Origin of the sequence: Lacinutrix sp. C3R15 (genome assembly GCF_018860825.1) — a bacterium.
In the GTDB taxonomy this organism is placed as follows: Bacteria; Bacteroidota; Bacteroidia; order Flavobacteriales; family Flavobacteriaceae; genus Oceanihabitans.
The window spans coordinates 158054-177584 of record NZ_JAHKPZ010000015.1 but is presented as its reverse complement, the minus strand read 5'-3'; the positions used below and the strand labels follow the sequence as shown (position 1 = coordinate 177584).

The window sequence follows — 19531 nt, the reverse complement described above, 5'->3', positions numbered from 1 at the left end:
AAATTAAGTAGACTCCTATTTTCACTTTAAGTGACCAACTATGAAAAACTCCATTTCGATAATAATTCCAATGTTGAACGAAGCGGAGAATATTGAAAAACTGCTGCTTCATTTAACTAACAATGCATCTTTACAAAACCTAAAAGAAATTATTGTTGTAGATGGAGGAAGCACAGATGGATCTCAAGAAATTGTAACTAATTTAGATTTAAAAATTCACCTTTTACATGCTAAAAAAGGTAGAGCCAAACAAATGAATATTGGAGCTAAAGCTGCTTCTGGTTCTATTTTATATTTTTTACATGCCGATTCTTTTCCGCCAAAAAACTTTGACCAACTAATACTTAATGAAGTAAAAAAAAAGCATCTTGCTGGTTGCTTTAGGCTACAATTTAATAGCAGCCATTGGTGGTTACAGCTAGCAAGTTGGTTTACTAAATTTAATTGGAAAGCTTGTCGAGGAGGTGACCAAAGTCAGTTTATAACAAAAGCTTTATTTTACGAAATTGGTGGTTTTAATGAAGATTATATTATTTACGAAGACTATATTTTAATTAGCGAGCTCTATAAGCGCAACCAATTTGTTGTTATTAATAAAAAGATTAAAACCTCAGCTAGATTGTATGAAAAACATGGCGTATGGAAACTACAATATCACTTCTGGGCTATTTATATAAAAAAGTGGCTTGGTGCTTCTCCAGATAGTTTGCATGCCTATTACAAAAAGCATATTTATTAGCATAAAACAGAATAACCTTTTAAATTAGGCTACTTATTTCTGCCTAGTTCGTTTAGGTAAAAGGTGTATACTTCATCACTTTGATAGATTTCTTTAGTATCAATATCTATTGCAGATAGTTTTCCTTTAAATGCAGCTCCTGTATCTACATTCCAAATATTTACCGCCTTAGTAGGTGTGTGCTTATTAAAATTAGTGGTTGGTGTATGACCAATATAAATCTCATGGTAATGCTTTAATCGATTTGGGTAAATTATGGAATCTTTAGGAATACTTTTATCCATAGTTAAAGCCATCTCCCAAAGGGTTCTATCATAATAAAGACTTTCCGGACTTACTTCTCTTTCAACACCATGCATAGAGGTAAATCCTGCATGTAAAAACAATCTGTTTTTAGCATCTAACAGATAAAGCTCTGTAGCTTTAAAAAACTGAAGATGTTCTTTTTTTTCCGCATTGGTAATGGTTTTATAACTGGCTATAGTTTCTTTTCCTCCATGTAAGTACCAAGAGTCATTTACGCTTCCTGTTTCCAGCCATTGCATACACCAAACATCATGATTTCCTCTTATAAACGTACAATCATATTGTTTTGAAAAATCTATCAAAAACGCAATTACTTGGGCAGAATCACTCCAACCATCAACATAATCACCAAGAAAAATAAAGTTATCTTTTGGGGTTACCGCTATACGTTGAAGCAACTGTTTTAAAGCTTTTAATCCGCCATGAATATCTCCTATTACCAGTGTTCTACTATGTTTCATGTGTTCTCTTTACAGTATTCGTTTTATGTATTACTTACCTACTAGTAAATAACCTATTTTTAGTAATTAAATAACCTATTTGTGCATTACTAAATTATTAACTTAAAATGCCTTATACACTTCTTTAATTACTTTTTCTACAGGTTTATTTTGTGGTGTAAATCGGTTGTTTGTTTCCCCTCCTACTTCATGGTGATTATGAAACCATTTCCAAATAAAACCACCAGCAAACCAATCTTCTTTCCAAAAGGTTTGCAGCAACGCTTGGGTAGTATTGGTTTGTGCTTCAAGGTTTACACTAGTCATACTCCTATCACTTCGCCATGGTTCTTTTGCTGCATAGTCTACACTCCTGTAACCAAACTCGGTAAATAAAATGGGTTTTTTATAGTTTTTATAAAAAAACTCTATAGTGGCTACGTGTGGTTTCCAACCTTCTAAACAAGATTCCAGGCTTGGTGTTTTTTCTTCGCTCACAGGAAAATAAGCATCAATACCAATAAAATCTAAATCGCTCCAAAAAGGTGTTCTTTTAAATTCATCCCAATTGGCAGCATAGGTAAGCTTTCCTTTATATACTTTTCTTATTTCCACAATTAATTGCTTCCAGAAATCGGGTCTGTTAATAACAAACTGTTCTAACTCTGTACCAATACATAAAATTTCTGCCTTTGTTTCTTCCGCTAAAGCGGCATAATCTAAAATAAACCTGGTGTAAGAAGTTTCTAATCGCTTCCAGTCTTCTTCGTTTTGCATTTTTATATAACCTGTGAACTCCCCTTTTCTAACCCAAATTTGAGGTTTCAGCATGATTTTTATATTTTTCTTTTGTAACGCTTCAATATATTGTTTTGCTCCTAAAACAGTTTCGCCAAACCACTGCCTGTTTTTATTATATACCACTTCTGGATCTTGTAATTCTTGTATAAAACCAAATGGCATTATTGCGGCATAATTGGCATGAATATTAACTACTGGAGCAATATGCGTATCTTTAACAAGCGTTCTGGAGGCCACAAAACTCACACCATTAATTTTTTCCTTTCGTATTGGAGACATAGAACAGGAAAACAAAAACACAAAAAAAACAACCTTTAATAGTAAACGCATACTTGTTAATTTAAACCCAAAATTAAACAAAATGAAATTATTGCCTTAAGGTTTTAACTTAACTTTCGACAAAGCGGATAACTAAACCAACTTTATGGAACATATTGTAATTATAGGAAACGGAATTTCTGGAGTAACAGCTGCCAGGCACATTAGAAAAAACTCGGATAAAAAAATCACTATAATCTCAGCAGAAACAAAACATTTCTTTTCTAGAACAGCGCTTATGTATATATACATGGGACACATGAAATATGAACACACAAAACCCTATGAAGATTGGTTTTGGGAGAAAAATAGAATAGCACTAAAACAAGGTTTTGTAAAAACGGTAGATACCGATAATAAAACACTTCATTTTCAAGAAGGAGACAGCGTAACCTATGATAAACTCATTATTGCAACAGGAAGTAAACCTAACAAATTTGGTTGGCCAGGACAAGACTTAAAAGGTGCTCAAGGTTTATATAGCAAACAAGATGTAGACAATCTGGAAATCTATGCACCCAACAATAAAGTATGTAAAAGAGCTGTAATTGTTGGAGGAGGTTTAATAGGAATTGAACTTGCCGAAATGCTGAATTCGCGTAACATTCCTGTTACTTTTTTAGTTAGAGAAACCAGTTTCTGGAATGGTGTTTTACCAGAAGGTGAAAGCCAAATGATTAACAGACACATTAAAAACCATCATATAGATTTACGCTTAAACACCAATTTAAAAGAAATTGTTGCCGATGAAAATGGTAACGTAAAATCTATTATTATTGAAGAAACAGGCGAAGAAATTGCATGCAACGTGGTTGGTTTAACAGCTGGTGTTACACCAAACATCGACTTTTTAAAAACTTCTAAAATTGAATTAGGAAGAGGTGTTTTGGTAAACCGTTTTTTAGAAACCAACATTCCAGATGTGTATGCTATTGGTGATTGTGCAGAACAACACAAAGCCATTGGCAATAGAAGACCCATTGAAGCGGTTTGGTACACAGGACGCATGATGGGAGAAACACTTGCTCAAACAATTTGTGGCAATAAAAGAGAATACAAACCAGGACATTGGTTTAATTCGGCCAAATTTTTAGATATAGAATACCAAACCTATGGTTGGGTTTTTGGAAGCAGAGGAAAACCAGAATACGAAAAACACTTTCATTGGAAACATGAAGACGACACCAAATGCATTACAGTTGCCTACCATAAAGACACCAACCTGTTTTTAGGTATAAATACTTTTGGCATACGAATGCGTCATGAAACCTTTGATACCTGGTTAACCCAAAAACGCGATGTAGCTTATGTAATAAACCACTTAGCTGAAGCTAATTTTGACCCAGAATTATATAGCCATTATGAAACAGCAATTCAAACTGCTTTTAACAACCAATTTCAAACCGCCTAATTATGAGTAATAAATTAAATCACAGCATGTCTTTAGCAAAACCGGATGCTTTAGATATTTCTAACAAGCAAAAAATAGCCTTAGCTATAGGAGTAATAGGACTATTTATTCTTGCATTAGCCCTTTTAAATACTAATTTTCCTAACAAAGCTCTATTTTTAACTCTTGCTTTAGGCTGTATTTCTTTAGGAATAATTGGGTATGCCAGAGGTGCTTATCTTAATAAACTAGAAGGTATAAAAAATGATGGTGTTTGGTTTAAATCTATTTCTTCTCGCGGTGTTTGGGGATGGATTGTTGGTGTTATTCTTACCACATTCTATATTGTACTATACTTTTTTCCTAAATATTTAGGTTTAGCCACAGATGGCGAAGCAAACACTGGTTTAATTAGTTTGTTTGATCCCTTAAGCAAATTGCTTTCTGGCAGAGCAGCAAGCCAATGGTTTGTTTATGGTACCTTATATACAGTTGCTATTTTAGCCTTTGGATACAAATTTATACTAAAATACAGACACAATCGCTACCAACAAGTACGTACCGTTTCGGTGATGTTTTTTCAATTAGGTTTCGCCTTTTTGATTCCTGAATTTATGTATGTAATGAATAACGATTTGCCATACTACGATTTAAAATCTATGTGGCCACTTAACTATTATATTTTTGATGAATGGTCTGTGAACGGCTTTTTATCTAACGGAACTATTGGTTTAGCATTGCTTCTTTTTGGTATTATTTCCATCTTTGTTATTTCACCTATTTTAACCTACAAATATGGAAAACGCTGGTACTGCTCATGGGTTTGTGGTTGTGGTGGTTTAGCAGAAACAGCTGGAGATTCTTTTAGACAATTATCCTCAAAAAAAATGTCTGCTTGGAAACTAGAACGTTGGTTAATACACACCGTTTTAGTGTTTTCTGTGGTCATGACAACCGCTATGATTTACACCTATTTAGGATATGACAGTAATGACTTTTGGTTAACAAGAGGCGTATTTATCGCCTTAGTAATTGGCTTCTTAACCTTACTTTTTACTGCTGTATTATACTTTAAAGGCAAAGAATTTGGTAAGGATGCAAAATATGGAGCAATCGGTTTTTTTGCCACTATTGCCTTATTACTAATTCTTCATTTTACAGGAACTACAGATAATGTGTTTTTTATAAAAGCAGGAACACTAAGGTCTACCTACGGTATATACATAGGCTCTATTTTTTCAGGAGTTATTGGCACAGGTTTTTACCCTATTTTAGGTAACAGATCCTGGTGTAGATTTGGTTGCCCAATGGCTGCCGTTTTAGGCTTTCAACAGCGTTTATTTTCTAAATTTAGAATTACTACCAATGGCGGACAATGTATTTCTTGTGGTAACTGTTCTAACAGTTGCGAAATGGGAATAGACGTTAGAGCTTATGCACAAAAAGGAGAAAATATTGTACGTTCTAGCTGTGTTGGTTGTGGTATCTGTTCAGCTGTTTGCCCTAGAGGTGTTTTAAAACTAGAAAACGATTCTATGCAAGGCCGTATCAATCCTACAGAAATCCTTTTAGGTAACGATGTAGATTTAATGGATTATGTGAACAAAAATTAGACTTAGCTCACCCCCTTTAACTTTATACCCAAAACAACTATTTTTTATTGTTATAGGAATCTAAACTAGTAACCAAATTACTAATTCATGAACATCTTGCCTAAAAATCAAAATGCAATGAAAAGCATTCTTGTACAAGCGCAGGTAAAAAAAGATACATTAATTACACTTAAAACTAAAAAAGTGTAGCATTTTGTCATGCTAACTCCACAAAACCAAAAAATATGTTAAAGAAACAGCAGCAATTATTACTAATTATGAATATTAGTATTGTACTTTTGCATTTCCTAAGTAAAAATTAATGCCTCTAATAAAAGTAATTATTCCTGCTTATAACGAAGCAGACGCTATATCTCAAGTAATTCATGACATTCCGGAAACGGTTTCTGAAATTATTGTAGTAAGCAACAACTCTACAGATGCTACAGAAAAAAATGCTGAAAATGCAGGTGCAACCGTTTTAACCGAAAATCAAAAAGGATATGGTTATGCTTGTTTAAAAGGAATGCATTACATTGCACAGCAAGAAACAAAACCAGACATTATTGTATTTCTAGATGGTGATTATAGTGATTACCCAGAAGAATTAACAAAATTAGTAGCCCCAATTATAGAAAACAATACCGATTTTGTAGTTGGATCTAGAGTTAAAGAGTTACGCGAATTAGGTGCTATGACTCCGCAACAAATTTTTGGTAATTGGCTAGCCACATTTTTAATGAAACTCTTTTTTGGAGCAAGATTTACAGATCTTGGTCCTTTTCGTGCCATTAAATACAAAAAGCTTTTAGCCTTAAACATGGAAGATAAAACCTATGGTTGGACCGTAGAGATGCAATTAAAAGTACTTAAGCAAAAATTATCTTATATTGAAATTCCTGTACATTACAGAAACAGAATTGGTGTTTCTAAAGTTTCAGGAACCGTAAAAGGAAGTATTTTTGCAGGAATTAAAATATTAGGTTGGATCTTTAAATACAGCTTTAAAAAATGATTTTAGAAACAATCATCATCACCATTTACACTATTTCATTATTGCTAATTTTCTTTTATGCATTAGCGCAACTAAACCTACTGTTTAATTATATTGCTGCACAGAAAAAAGAAGACCATTCGCCAAAATTCAATTTAAAAAATACGGCAGAAATACCCTATGTAACTATACAACTTCCGGTGTATAATGAGTTGTATGTTATGGAGCGTTTGTTAGATAATATTGCAGAAATAGAATACCCAAAAGACAAATTAGAAATTCAGGTTTTAGATGACTCTACAGATGAGACTGTAGCCAGCACAGCTTTACAAATAGAAAAACTAAAAGCACAAGGTTTAGACATTAAGCACATTTGCAGAACCAACAGACAAGGTTTTAAAGCAGGTGCATTAAAAGAAGGATTAAAAATTGCTAAAGGAGAATTCATTGCTATTTTTGATGCCGATTTTCTTCCAAATAAAAATTGGTTATTACAAACCATTCCACATTTTAAAGACGCACAAGTTGGTGTAGTACAAACACGTTGGGCACATATTAACAGAAACTATTCTACCTTAACAAAAATTCAAGCCTTTGCCTTAGATGCACATTTTACCTTAGAGCAAGTTGGTAGAAACAGTAAAGGACACTTTATTAATTTTAATGGTACCGCAGGTGTTTGGCGTAAAACCTGTATTATAGATGCAGGAAACTGGGAAGGAGACACACTAACCGAAGACCTAGATTTAAGCTACAGAGCACAATTAAAAAACTGGAAATTTAAGTATCTAGAAAACGTAGAAACTCCTGCCGAATTACCAGTGGTAATTAGTGCAGCACGCTCACAACAATTTAGATGGAACAAAGGTGGCGCAGAAAACTTTAGAAAAATGCTATTTAAAGTACTTAAAAGCAATAATATTTCTGCTAAAACCAAAATGCATGGTCTTTTACACCTACTAAACTCTACCATGTTTTTAAATGTACTTATTGTAGCTATTTTAAGCATACCAATGCTATATATTAAAAATGAATATGCACACTTAAAGCCATACTTTTATGTCATGAGCTTTTTTGTAATAAGCACTATTATTTTCTTTGTATGTTATTGGTATATGTACAAAAACACCTATGGTAGCACAGTAAAAAACTTTATACAATACATTGTACTTTTCTTTACCTTTTTCTCTATTGCCATGGGCTTTTCACTACACAATTCTATTGCTGTTTTAGAAGGGCATTTTGGTAAACGAAGTGAATTTGTACGTACACCAAAATTTAATATTAATAGCCTTACAGATAGCTGGAAAGGCAATAAATATTTAAAGAAAAATATTTCTGCAAATGTAATTATAGAAGGTATACTTATGCTTTATTTTGCATTTGGTATGTACAGTGCTTTTGTAGTTGGAGATCAAGGAGGAGACTTTGGTTTATTCCCTTTTCACCTAATGCTTTTTGTAGGTTTTGGTTTTGTGTTTTTTAAATCCTTAACTTCAAAAGCATAGTTTTTTATTTTGGGTGTTCCTTTTTACAAACACCTGCAAAGTCAAGATACCAAAACAAATTTGGCACTTTACTTTTCGGTTTTATAAAAAGTCGCGCTTTCCGCTATATCTTTTTTGCTTTTCATGGCAAAAAAGGATGCCGCATCAATCGCTAACACAGGCTTACCCAATGGGTGTTTCTTAAAAAAAGTGTTTTATTACTGCCTTTGTAGGTAAACAAGCCAGCTCCAGCAAAACCAACCTTTTATTTAATTAATTTAAGAGCTTCCCTTTTTGCTTCGTGTGCTACACTTTTTTGATTCCAATAAGGCTCTTTTAAACTTGATTTTAATGTTGCTGTTGTAAGTAAACCATCACCATCACCTTCTGTCCATTCTAAAATTTTATAAGGAAATTCTTTTTCTACTTGAATACTAAGACTTCTATCTATATCTAAATACCTAATGGTATAAAGCAAGGCAGTTTCTGTTTCGGTTTTACTAATTTTTGCTTTATGCGCTTGCATTTTTTTATAGTTAAATCTACTATATATGGTAGAAGGAATCAATTGTAATTCACCAACAGGTAATTGTCCAGATTGTATACGAATGCGTGCCATTAAATCTTCTTCTAATAAGGCAGCATTAAATTTTCGGGAGGCATCACCATCTGCTTCAAAATAGGAAAACTGCTTGAAGTTATATTGCGTATCGTCTAGATTTAATTGGGTAAAGGTATGTCCGCACCACTCTTGTATGCTTGTTGTTGCTTTAAGTGTTAACGGATGATTTTTAAAGTCTATAGGTGTAAAAGTTGAAGTAACAATAGAATAATCATAAATACCAGTATTAAATTTTCGTACTTGGTTTAATTTCATGACAGTTACTTTATCTTCTCCTGCTTGTTTTGCATTATCTAATTTTACTTGCTTGCTTAAAGAAAAAGGCTCTGTAACAAAAATTAATACTACTTCTCCTGTTCTAATTTCATTATACCTAGACTGTTTTAGTTCATAACTACTAAGTTCAGCTTTTCCTGAGTACCAATACGTATTAAATTCCTTTTTTTCTGCAAGGTCTTCGTTTACAGCAACAACTAATTTATCTTCTGTGCTAGTATTTGTTGTACTTACAGGTATTGCATTGTTTTTTTCTTGCTTACAAGAAAGTATAAAAAAGAGAATGAAATAAAGAGGTATTAAATAGCTTTTCATAAAAGATAGATTGTGCTTAACTGTTATACAAAATTAAAGTAAAACAACCACAACCATAGTTAACCCTTAGTTAAAACAGCATTTAGTATTTATTCCACAGGTAAGGCTACCTTATTTAAAGTAAAGACCATTGTAGAAATATCGCCATTAATTTCATTAATTCTAGAATTTGTAAAATACAAGTGCTCATTATAAATACTAAAAGTATCTGCCCACTTCACTTCTTCACCTTCTACAAGTGTATGTATACTAGCGTCTGGTTTTCTATACTGTATTTTGTTATGCTCTAAATCTGCATAATACAAATTACCATTAGCATCTAAAATCATGCCGTCTGGAGCAGCTGTTTTTGCTACAAAATGTACTTGATCTTGTATTTTATTTTCATCTTCATCATCAAAAGCATGGGTTGGTATAGAAAACAAACTATATCCTGTTAAAGCATGATAATAAAGTATATTGTTTTTAGTATCTAAAGCAATACCATCAGAATGAATAGCTCTTTCCCATTTTTTATCCCCAAAAGTTAAATGCGTCATTTCTGCACTTGTAGATGTATGCTCATTTAAAACTCTTTTTGAAATACCCGAATTCATATCTAACACCACCAATCCTGCATGACCAGAATCTGTAAAATAGATTTTATTTTTCTTTTTATCCACACGCAGATCATTAATATAAGAATCTGGATGGTAACTGTTTTTGCTAAGCTTAAACGTTTTACTTAAAGTGTTAGTAGTTAAATTAAAAACAAAAACACGAGGAGCATCTAAAACCTCCTGAAACAACTGACTTCTGGTATCTAAAACATATAAAGCATCTTCAAAAGCAACCACAGATTGTACACCAACAAACTTATCTTCTACAACAGGATCTCCTATTTTCCAGGAGTTCCATCTTGCATTTGGGTAACTTTTTTGTTGCTTATCTGCTGTGATTTCAACTACCGAATTAGCTACAGCATCTCGCCATCTTGGAAAATTTACAAACACACGACCTGCATTAGAAACTGAAACTCCTGTTACTTGTTGCCCTTTAAAACTAGCTACTTCTATTATTTGTACTTCTGAGCTTTGGTCTTGGGTTTTAGTAACTGTTTCTACTTCTGTTTTATTGGCTTGCTTACACGAAGTAAGACAAAATAAGAGCAAGGAGAGAGATATTATATTTTTCATAAGAATAGTTGTTTTTCAATACTCAAAAATAACAAAGATTATTTGTTTTACAGAACATAAACAAGCTTTAAAAAGTAAGGAAAACCTTAAAAAAGACACTTAGTTAAAAATATGCTTAAGCGTACATTTTTGCTTTTAAAGTATTCAATTAACATTACATACAAATTCAACAAACAAATAATATTTATATTTGGCCTATGCTTTACAATACCTTTTTTTTAAAATTAAAAAAACCTTCTCTTTTATTGGCATTAGCATGTATACTGTTTTACTTTTCTTTTGCTTATAATTTAGTAAGAACAGATTACATCAAGCTAATTACCTTGTATGTTGCATTGTTTTTTTTGTTTTATAAACTGGTAAATAATAACAAAAACAATCTTTCGTTTTTAACTTGGATTGCCTTTCTATTTCGAGCTATTTTTATACTTGCTATTCCTAATCTATCCCAAGATTTTTATCGTTTTATTTGGGATGGACGCATGATTCTAGAAGGCTTTAATCCGTATTTATACACACCAGAATCCTTTTTAACAAACAACCAATTTCCTGTAGCACAAGCCGAAACATTATATGCAGGAATGGGAACCTTAAACGGAAGCCATTTTACTAATTATCCTCCTTTAAACCAGTTTTGTTTTGTGCTTGCTGGTATTTTTGCAGGAAAAAGCATTTTAGGCTCTGCCATAGTTTTAAGAATTTTAATTATTGCAGCAGATTTTGGAACCCTTTACTTTGGAAAAAAACTACTTGAAAAATTAAAGCTTCCAGGCCACAACATATTTTGGTATTTATTAAATCCATTTATCATTATTGAACTTACAGGAAATCTTCATTTTGAAGGTGTCATGATATTTTTTCTAGTGTGGAGTGTATATTTACTACATATTGGTAAATGGAAACAAGCTGCAGTAGTTTTTGCTGCCTCGGTTTCTGTAAAATTAATTCCGTTGTTGTTTTTGCCGCTATTATTTAAATACTTTAAAAAACCTACTAGTTCTTCTATTGCAGTAGAAAAATCTTACTTTTCAAAAGAAACTTCCTCAAAAATTAACCTAACTAAATTAGCAGCATTTTATGCTTTAATTGGTGGTACAACACTTCTTTTATTTCTTCCATTTTATGCTTCTACTTTTATAACCAATTATACACAAACCGTAGCTTTATGGTTTCAAAATTTCGAGTTTAACGCCAGTATATACTACCTAGCAAGAGCAATTGGTTATTGGTTTACTGGTTATAATGAAATTGCTATTATTGGTAAAATACTTCCTGTATTGGTAATCCTTTTTGTTTTGTATATGGCATTTTTAAAAAAGAACACCACTACAACACAACTTATACATAGCATGCTTTTTGTATTTGCATTTTATTTATTTATGAGCACCACTATTCACCCTTGGTACATATCTACGTTATTAGTACTATCGGTTTTTACCAATTACAAATTCCCTTTAGTTTGGAGCTGTGCAATCATACTTAGCTATTTAGCATATATACAGATAGACAAAGCAGACAAGTCTGAAAATCTTTATATTATTGCTTTAGAATATATTATCATTTTTAGTGTATTTTTATACGAACTAGTAAAAAGAAAATCTATTGAAAATTAATTTTAAAAAAATAGGAAGACGATTAAAGAAAATTACCATAGCACTTATTTTACTATATGTATTCTCTTTGGTGTTTTTATATTTTAAACAAGAACGCTTCTTTTTTAATCCGAAACATTTAGAAAAAGCCTATGTTTTTCAGTTTAAAGAGCCTTTTGAAGAAGTAAATATTGAAGTTGAAGAAGACATTTACTTAAATGCTGTACATTTTAAAGCACCAGATTCTAAAGGTGTTATTTTATATTTTCATGGTAATGCAGGAGCTATTCATGAATGGGGAACACGAGCTTCTTTATTTTTAAACAACAAATACGATGTGCTTTTTGTAGATTATAGAGACTATGGTAAAAGCGATGGTGCTTATTCTAATAGTGAAGAAATATTTCAAGATGCACAAAAAGTGTATGATTATACTAAGGCTAGGTATAACGAGGACAATATTATTGTTTTAGGTTTCTCTCTAGGTACCGGAATTGCTAGTTATGTAGCAGCTAACAACAACCCCAAAAAGCTCATATTAAATGCGCCTTATTATTCCTGGAAAACCTTGATAGCAGATGAAATAGCACCACCAATTCCTAAATTTTTAATTCGTTACCACATACCTACTTACCAATTTGTAAAAAAAGTAAGCTGCCCCATTCATATTTGTTATGGTACACGAGATTTTTTAATTCAACCAGAAACAAATACTAAAAAACTAAAAGCTATAAACCCTGAAAACATTACGCTGCATCCTATTAAAGATGCAGGACATAATGGTTTACATATTACCAAAGAGTATTATGATTTATTGAAGGTAATCCTTTAAAAGAAAATTTTAGCAATAAACATATCTACCACTTCTATAACAATTAGAATAATGATAATCCACTCTAATTTGCTACTTTCTTTATGGTCCATAATATCTTTAAAGAGTTCTAAATTCTCTTTAATAATTTCAATTCTGTCATGAATCAATCGGTATCTATCTTTTAAGTCGAAAGCTATTTTTAGTTCCTGATTGAGTTTGTTTAGTTGTTCGTTTTCCCAGGTACTATCTGGCGAATCAAAAATATACAGGTTTTCTGAAATTTTATTTTTTATATTTAATACTTTGCCAATAAAGCGTTTTAATTTATTTCCAGAGATATCTAGTTTTCCTTTATTTTCCAGGTATTTAGTATGTTCATGGGTTTCAATAAGTAATTCCTGAGTAATATCTGCATACCGATCTAGGGCTACAGATTGTGAAGCATTAAGCATGACCAAACGAATCATTTCATCATTTAATTCTGGCAAAATCACTTTATCAAACTCTACTTGCAAAGAGTTTTCTTTTACCTCTATTTGCATATCTTCTGAAATTTTTTCAGAAATATAAGTATCACAAAATGGCTTTAATCGTTCTAACACATAAGCTATTTCACTAGCATTCATATTAAAAAAACTTACCATTCCGTATTGAAAAATATAGATGTATTTGTTTTCTGTGCTTTTATAAAAAAGCTCGTCACTATCTTGAAACAGCAACTGCCATTGCAGTTGCTGTTTACTAGCTTTTATATGGATAGTGTTTGCTACTTGATAAGCAACAACCGTGTACATTAGGATGCAAACATTTTATTGGAATCTTTAAAACTTTTAAACTCTAACATATAGTCGTTTGGGTCTTTTACAAAAAACGAAACATGCTCTCCTGGCTTATCTTTTAAAAATGTGGTTTGGGTAACTACCTCTAAATTTTGATCTTTTAATTTTTTATAAATCTTTTCCCAAGTTTGTAGATTTACAATAACACCAAAGTGAAAAGCGGGTAATATTTTACCCTCAAATACATAATTAGGCGTATTAAAATTAAATTTCTCTGCTTTAATAAACGTTAATTGGTGATTGTACAGATTAATATCTATCCAATTTTTTGTCATTCTACCTAAAGAGGCACCAATATTTGTTGTGTAAAAATCTTTAGTTTTTGTTACACTTAAACATGGTAATGACATGTGAAATGACGTTTCCATACGCTTGATTTTTAAAAGTTATAACTTGTATTAAATTACAAAATAAAATCACGCGATTTTGATTTTTAATCTAAATCTTCAGCGTCTTCATCTGTAATTTCTGGATCTTGAATAGCTTCTGGATCTGTATCTTCAAAGTTCTCATAATCATCTTCGTCATAATTCTCCATAGTTACTGCAAGTTTCGTACTTACCTTTACTAGATATTTGGTGTCTTCTGTGGTAACCTCAACAGCTTCCACTATTTCATTTTTAATGTTTCTAAATGAAATGATTTGATCTTCATCATAACCGTCAGGATATTTTTCTACCAATAGCGCCAAAATCTCTGGTGTTAGTTTTTTAAAATCTACAATTACTCGTTTTAGGTTGTCTCTTTTATTTGCCATTGAAAATTTATTTTCATTTTCAAAATCCTATCTATTTGATCAACAGGACTGAAAATCTAATCTTATAATGAATGTTTTTATAGTTTAAATATATTATTTATTGTTGTTAATTCTAACAACATTGTAAAAATCTTTTCGTCTATCTTTTAAATTTTTTACTGCGCCAAAAGAGTGTAACTCTTTTAACAAACTTAAATCTACATCTGCTACCAAAATCATTTCTGTATTGGTTGTTGCTTCGGCTTTAATACCATTACTAGGAAACGAAAAATCACATGGTGTAAACACCGCAGACTGCGCGTATTGAATATCCATATTATTTACATTTGGCAAATTACCAACGCTTCCTGAAATAGCCACATAGCATTCGTTTTCTATAGCACGAGCTTGTGCACATAAACGTACACGAGAATAGCCATTTTGTGTATCTGTTAAAAAAGGAACAAAAAGAATATCCATACCTTCTTCTGCTAATAAGCGCGAAAGTTCTGGAAACTCAGAATCATAACAAATTAAAATGCCAATTTTACCAGCATCTGTTTCAAAAGTTTGCAATTTGTTTCCTTTTTGCATTCCCCAAACTTTAGCTTCATCTGGTGTTACATGTATTTTCTCATAACGTTCTGCGCTACCGTCTCTTCTACATAAGTAACCTACATTATACAGCTTATCGTTTACAACTTCTGGCATGCTACCTGTAATAATATTAATATTATAGGAAATAGAAAGTTGGTGCATTTTCTTTACAATAACTTCGGTAAACTTTGCTAGTTCTCTAATAGCGTCTGGTTCATGCATATGATTAAACTCTGCCATTAAAGGTGCATTAAAAAACTCTGGAAACACAGCAAAATCTGATCTGTAGGCAGCAACGCTGTCTATAAAATATTCTACTTGCTCCATTAAGTCATCTAAGCCCTTATAAGGACGCATTTGCCATTGTATAAGACCTAGCCTAACTACTGTTTTTACTGTGCTTGCCTTTTTATTAGGCTTGGTATAATAAATATTATCCCACTCCATTAAAACAGCATATTCATTAGATGCAGTATCTCCTTCTAAATATCCTTTTAATACACGAACAGGGTGAAAATCATTAGAAATTTGAAAGTTTAAAACAGGATCATGAATTTCTTTACGCTTTACTTTTTCAATGTATTGTTTTGGTGTTAAGTTAGGATGTTTATGAAAATTTGGCATTCTTCCACCAAAAACAATTCCTTTAAGGTTTAAGTTTTCACAAACTTCTTTTCTGTAATCATACAACCTTCTGCCCAAACGCAAACCTCTATATTGTGGTTTTATAAATACATCTATACCATAAAGCACATCTCCTTCTGGATCGTGGTTTTTAAAAGACTTTCCTCCAATAATGTCTTCATAGGTATGTTCATCATCAATAGCATCATAATCTACAATAAGCGATAAGGCACAACCTGCAATATCACCATCTATCTTTATAACCACCTGTCCTTCTGGAAACATAGAAGTTAATTCTTCTATATGGTGTTTTTTCCAATACGAATTAAGCACACCAGCATAAGACTCTAAAGTTGCTTCTTTAAGCGCTTCAAAATCATTAACTGTTAAATACTTTAGTTCTATATTGTCAATATTATTAGATTCCATTACTGTCCTAACAAATAAGCAAAAATTAACGGCGCAACGATTGTTGCATCACTTTCAATGATAAATTTTGGTGTGTCTATATCTAGTTTTCCCCAAGTAATTTTTTCGTTTGGCACTGCTCCTGAATACGATCCATAACTTGTTGTTGAGTCACTAATCTGACAGAAATAACTCCAAAATGGTGTTTCTGGTCTTTCCATATCTTGGTATAACATAGGTACTACACAGATAGGAAAATCTCCTGCTATACCACCTCCTATTTGAAAGAAACCAATACCGTTTTCTGAATTATCTGTATACCAATCTGCTAAAAAGGTCATGTACTCAATACCAGATTTCATGGTACTTGCTTTTAGCTCTCCTTTAAGCACGTAGCTTGCAAAGATATTCCCCATGGTACTGTCTTCCCAACCTGGGCAAACAATTGGCAGGTTTTTTTCGGCAGCAGCATACATCCAAGAATCTTTTAAATCAATTTCATAATACTGCTCTAACACTCCAGAAAGCAACATTTTATACATGTATTCATGTGGTAAATAGCGCTCTCCATTAGCTTCTGCCTCTTTCCATATTTTTACAATATGCGCTTGTAAACGTCTAAAAGCTTCTTCTTCTGGAATACAAGTATCTGTAACTCTATTTAATCCTTTTTCTAATAAATCCCATTCATCTTGAGGAGTTAAATCACGATAGTTTGGCACACGCTTATAATGTGAATGCGCTACTAGGTTCATGATATCTTCTTCTAAGTTTGCTCCTGTACAAGAAATGATTTGTACTTTATCCTGACGAATCATTTCTGCAAAACTCTTACCAAGTTCTGCGGTACTCATTGCTCCTGCAAGAGATACTAACATTTTTGCACCACTTTCTAGTTGTGCTTCATACCCTTTTGCTGCATCTACTAAAGCAGCTGCATTAAAGTGTAAATAGTGTTTTTCTATAAACTGCGAAATTGGCCCTTTAGTACTCATCTTGGTCTTGAAATTTAGTGTTGTTATTTTTATTTACGTTAGAACTGTCAAAAGAGTTGTCGTAATCATCTTCTGACGCTTCATTTTGAAACTTATAGCTTAGCATTTTATAGTATAATTTTGCTGCAAGAAAATCGGATGATTTATCTATTTTATTAGGGCAAAGTTCTACTATATCAAAACCTACTACATTTTTCTCTTGAAATACTTCTTTTAAAAACTCTAGGGTTTCATACCATAATAAACCTCCAGGTTCTGGTGTACCAGTGCTTGGCATTATAGAAGGATCAAAAGCATCTAAATCTATAGTGATAAAAACATTTTCTGTCATTTGATCAATAGCAGCATCCATCCAAGTATCATCAACAGCCATTTCATGTGCAAAGTATGTTTTTTCTTCATCCATTACTGTTTTTTCCATCACATCCATAGAGCGAATACCAACTTGAATTAAATTGGTTGTTTGGCTAGCTTCATACATTGCACAAGCATGGTTACAAGCAGAACCTTCGTATTCTTTACGTAAATCTGCATGTGCATCTAGTTGTAAAACAGTTAAACTTGGGTACATTTCATTAAAAGCACGAACTGTACCAATAGACACCGAATGTTCACCACCAAAAATAGTTACAAACTTGTTCTTTTTAATGTACTTCTTTGTTACTTGGTGTACAGCATCTACCATTGTTTCTGGCGAGCTATTTTCTGTAACAGCATCTGCTAAAAACACACCTTGTTGGTATACTTCTGTTTCTGTTTCAATATCATAAAGCTCCATATTTTCTGATGCATGTAAAAATGCTTCAGGACCTTTATCTGCTCCTTTTTGCCAAGTACTTGTACCATCATAAGGTACAGGAATTAACACAATTTTTGATGTTTCAAGTTTCGAAAATTCTTCCGAAATACCTGCATAAGTTTTAGTTTGCATAACCTAAAATTTTAAGTAAGTCTTCACTTTTTTGTTGTTCACTAAATAGTTTGGTAGAGATCTTTCCGTCTGCATCTCTATCAATTAATATATGTTTTGGTGACGGAATTAAACAGTGTTGTAAACCACCAAATCCACCAATAGTTTCCTGGTAGGCTCCTGTATTAAAAAAGCCAATATATAGTGGTTTATCTTTATTATATTTTGGTAAATAAATGGCATTCATGTGTTGCTCGCTATTGTAATAATCATCGCTATCACAAGTTAAGCCACCAAGTAAAACACGTTCATAACTTTGCTCCCAACGGTTTAATGGCAACATGATAAAACGTTTGTTAATTGCCCAAGTATCTGGTAATGTTGTAATGAAAGAAGAATTAATCATATTCCATTTTTCACGGTCGTTTTGCTGTTTTTGGTATAAAACTTCATAAACTGCTCCACCACTTTCACCAACGGTAAAGCTCCCAAATTCTGTAAAAATGTTTGGTACGTCTACCCCTTCTTCCTCACAAGTAATTTTTATTTGATTAATGATTTCATCTACCATATAGGCATAATCAAAATCAAAAGCCAAAGAGTTTTTTATAGGGAAACCTCCTCCTATATTTAAACTATCTAACGTAGGACAAATCTTTTTCAAGTTCGTGTATACTTTTAAACACTTTTGTAACTCGTTCCAGTAATACGCATTATCTCTAATACCAGTATTAATAAAAAAGTGCAACATTTTAAGGCTGACTTTTTTGTTATTGGCTATTTGGTTTTTATAAAATGGCACTATGTTTTTATACCCAATTCCTAGACGAGAAGTATAGAACTCAAACTTTGGCTCTTCTTCAGAAGCAATACGTATACCAACATTAAATTTGCCTTCTATTTCTTGAGAAAGCAAATCTATTTCCTCATAATTATCTATAATAGGAATAGCGTTTTTATGGCCTTCATTAATAAGTCTTGCTATATTTGTAACGTATTGTGAACGCTTAAAACCATTACTAATTACAAAAGTATCATTTGTTATTTTTCCTTCTTTTTTAAGGTTTTCAACAATATCTATATCGAAAGCCGAAGAGGTTTCAATATGAATATCATTTTGTAAAGCTTCATGCAAAATATGCTTAAAGTGTGAACTTTTTGTACAATAGCAATAGTTGTATTTACCTTTATAATCATGTTTTTCAATCGCTTCTGCAAACCATTTTTTTGCACGTTGAATATTGTTAGATATTTGTGGTAAATAGGTAAATTTTAAAGGCGCTCCATATTCTTCAACCAATTGCATTAGGTTAATATCATGAAAGCGTAGTTTGTTATCCTCAAGTGTAAATTCTTCTTGTGGAAAATCGAAAGTTTGATCAATTAGATCAATATATTTTGTGTTCATTATTATTTTTAAAAGATAAATGTAAAAGACATAGATTAACCTGACGTTAAGCTAATAAAAAATTATACGCTAAATAATTGTATATAAATTACTTAAAGATATTAATACTTTAACATTAAAAATAATCAAACTTGAATTTTAAGCTCAGTAGTA

18 protein-coding genes are annotated in these 19531 nt (G+C 32.1%); 7 read left to right on the top strand and 11 right to left on the bottom strand.

The annotated features are described in order from the left end of the window. The first annotated feature begins 40 nt into the window (after positions 1-40). Positions 41-739, top strand: a complete 699-nt coding sequence (locus tag KO494_RS06300) for a TIGR04283 family arsenosugar biosynthesis glycosyltransferase (RefSeq protein ID WP_215966750.1) — start codon at positions 41-43, stop codon at positions 737-739. Between the two features lie 29 nt (positions 740-768). On the opposite strand, the gene KO494_RS06295 is transcribed toward KO494_RS06300, so the two are convergent. Both KO494_RS06295 and KO494_RS06290 read right to left on the bottom strand, forming a co-directional pair. After that, positions 769-1506 carry a metallophosphoesterase family protein gene (locus tag KO494_RS06295; protein WP_215966749.1) on the bottom strand — a complete coding sequence of 246 codons (738 nt, stop codon included), beginning with the start codon at positions 1504-1506 and terminating at the stop codon, positions 769-771. Between the two features lie 102 nt (positions 1507-1608). After that, the gene (locus KO494_RS06290) at positions 1609-2616 is read right to left on the bottom strand and encodes a glycoside hydrolase (protein ID WP_252730339.1); all 1008 of its coding nucleotides are present in this window, start codon (positions 2614-2616) and stop codon (positions 1609-1611) included. Between the two features lie 94 nt (positions 2617-2710). Between KO494_RS06290 and KO494_RS06285 the strand changes: the two genes are divergently transcribed. The 4 genes from KO494_RS06285 to KO494_RS06270 all read left to right on the top strand — a co-directional run bounded on the left by KO494_RS06285 (position 2711) and on the right by KO494_RS06270 (position 8088). Next, on the top strand, positions 2711-4015 hold the full coding sequence (locus KO494_RS06285) for an NAD(P)/FAD-dependent oxidoreductase (RefSeq protein ID WP_215966748.1): 1305 nt from the start codon (positions 2711-2713) through the stop codon (positions 4013-4015). A 2-nt stretch (positions 4016-4017) separates the two neighbouring features. Further along, positions 4018-5607 carry a 4Fe-4S dicluster domain-containing protein gene (locus tag KO494_RS06280; RefSeq protein WP_215966747.1) on the top strand — a complete coding sequence of 530 codons (1590 nt, stop codon included), beginning with the start codon at positions 4018-4020 and terminating at the stop codon, positions 5605-5607. Positions 5608-5908: 301 nt separating this feature from the next. Then, on the top strand, positions 5909-6601 hold the full coding sequence (locus KO494_RS06275; protein ID WP_215966746.1) for a glycosyltransferase family 2 protein: 693 nt from the start codon (positions 5909-5911) through the stop codon (positions 6599-6601). Next, entirely contained in the window at positions 6598-8088 is a 1491-nt protein-coding gene (locus KO494_RS06270) for a cellulose synthase family protein (protein WP_215966745.1), read from the top strand. The genes KO494_RS06275 and KO494_RS06270 overlap by 4 nt, the downstream gene beginning before the upstream one ends. A gap of 244 nt (positions 8089-8332) precedes the next feature. Here the strand turns inward: KO494_RS06270 and KO494_RS06265 are convergent, their stop codons facing one another. Next, positions 8333-9280 carry a septum formation inhibitor Maf gene (locus KO494_RS06265; protein ID WP_215966744.1) on the bottom strand — a complete coding sequence of 316 codons (948 nt, stop codon included), beginning with the start codon at positions 9278-9280 and terminating at the stop codon, positions 8333-8335. A gap of 89 nt (positions 9281-9369) precedes the next feature. Then, positions 9370-10455: an L-dopachrome tautomerase-related protein gene (locus KO494_RS06260; protein ID WP_215966743.1), complete on the bottom strand. Its 1086-nt coding sequence runs from the start codon at positions 10453-10455 to the stop codon at positions 9370-9372. Positions 10456-10652: 197 nt separating this feature from the next. On the opposite strand from KO494_RS06260, the gene KO494_RS06255 reads away from it, so the two are divergent. Next, complete coding sequence (locus KO494_RS06255) at positions 10653-12068, top strand: mannosyltransferase (protein WP_215966742.1); 1416 nt, start codon at positions 10653-10655, stop codon at positions 12066-12068. Beyond that, positions 12058-12879, top strand: coding sequence for an alpha/beta hydrolase (locus KO494_RS06250; protein ID WP_215966741.1), 822 nt, complete (start codon positions 12058-12060; stop codon positions 12877-12879). Before KO494_RS06255 ends, KO494_RS06250 begins: the two co-directional genes overlap by 11 nt. Here the strand turns inward: KO494_RS06250 and KO494_RS06245 are convergent. The 7 genes from KO494_RS06245 to KO494_RS06215 form a co-directional block, all read right to left on the bottom strand. Next, positions 12876-13655: an RMD1 family protein gene (locus KO494_RS06245; RefSeq protein WP_215966740.1), complete on the bottom strand. Its 780-nt coding sequence runs from the start codon at positions 13653-13655 to the stop codon at positions 12876-12878. The genes KO494_RS06250 and KO494_RS06245 overlap by 4 nt on opposite strands. After that, positions 13655-14068, bottom strand: coding sequence for a VOC family protein (locus tag KO494_RS06240; RefSeq protein ID WP_215966739.1), 414 nt, complete (start codon positions 14066-14068; stop codon positions 13655-13657). The genes KO494_RS06245 and KO494_RS06240 overlap by 1 nt, the downstream gene beginning before the upstream one ends. Before the next feature lie 65 nt (positions 14069-14133). Next, entirely contained in the window at positions 14134-14457 is a 324-nt protein-coding gene (locus tag KO494_RS06235) for a hypothetical protein (protein WP_215966738.1), read from the bottom strand. 93 nt (positions 14458-14550) lie between these two features. Next, the gene (locus tag KO494_RS06230) at positions 14551-16086 is read right to left on the bottom strand and encodes a bifunctional GNAT family N-acetyltransferase/carbon-nitrogen hydrolase family protein (protein ID WP_215966737.1); all 1536 of its coding nucleotides are present in this window, start codon (positions 16084-16086) and stop codon (positions 14551-14553) included. Beyond that, complete coding sequence (locus KO494_RS06225; RefSeq protein ID WP_215966736.1) at positions 16086-17060, bottom strand: deoxyhypusine synthase family protein; 975 nt, start codon at positions 17058-17060, stop codon at positions 16086-16088. The genes KO494_RS06230 and KO494_RS06225 overlap by 1 nt, the downstream gene beginning before the upstream one ends. Next, complete coding sequence (gene speB / locus KO494_RS06220; protein ID WP_215966735.1) at positions 17050-17991, bottom strand: agmatinase; 942 nt, start codon at positions 17989-17991, stop codon at positions 17050-17052. The genes KO494_RS06225 and speB overlap by 11 nt, the downstream gene beginning before the upstream one ends. After that, complete coding sequence (locus tag KO494_RS06215; protein ID WP_215966734.1) at positions 17981-19378, bottom strand: arginine decarboxylase; 1398 nt, start codon at positions 19376-19378, stop codon at positions 17981-17983. Before KO494_RS06215 ends, speB begins: the two co-directional genes overlap by 11 nt. Between the last annotated feature and the right edge of the window lie 153 nt (positions 19379-19531).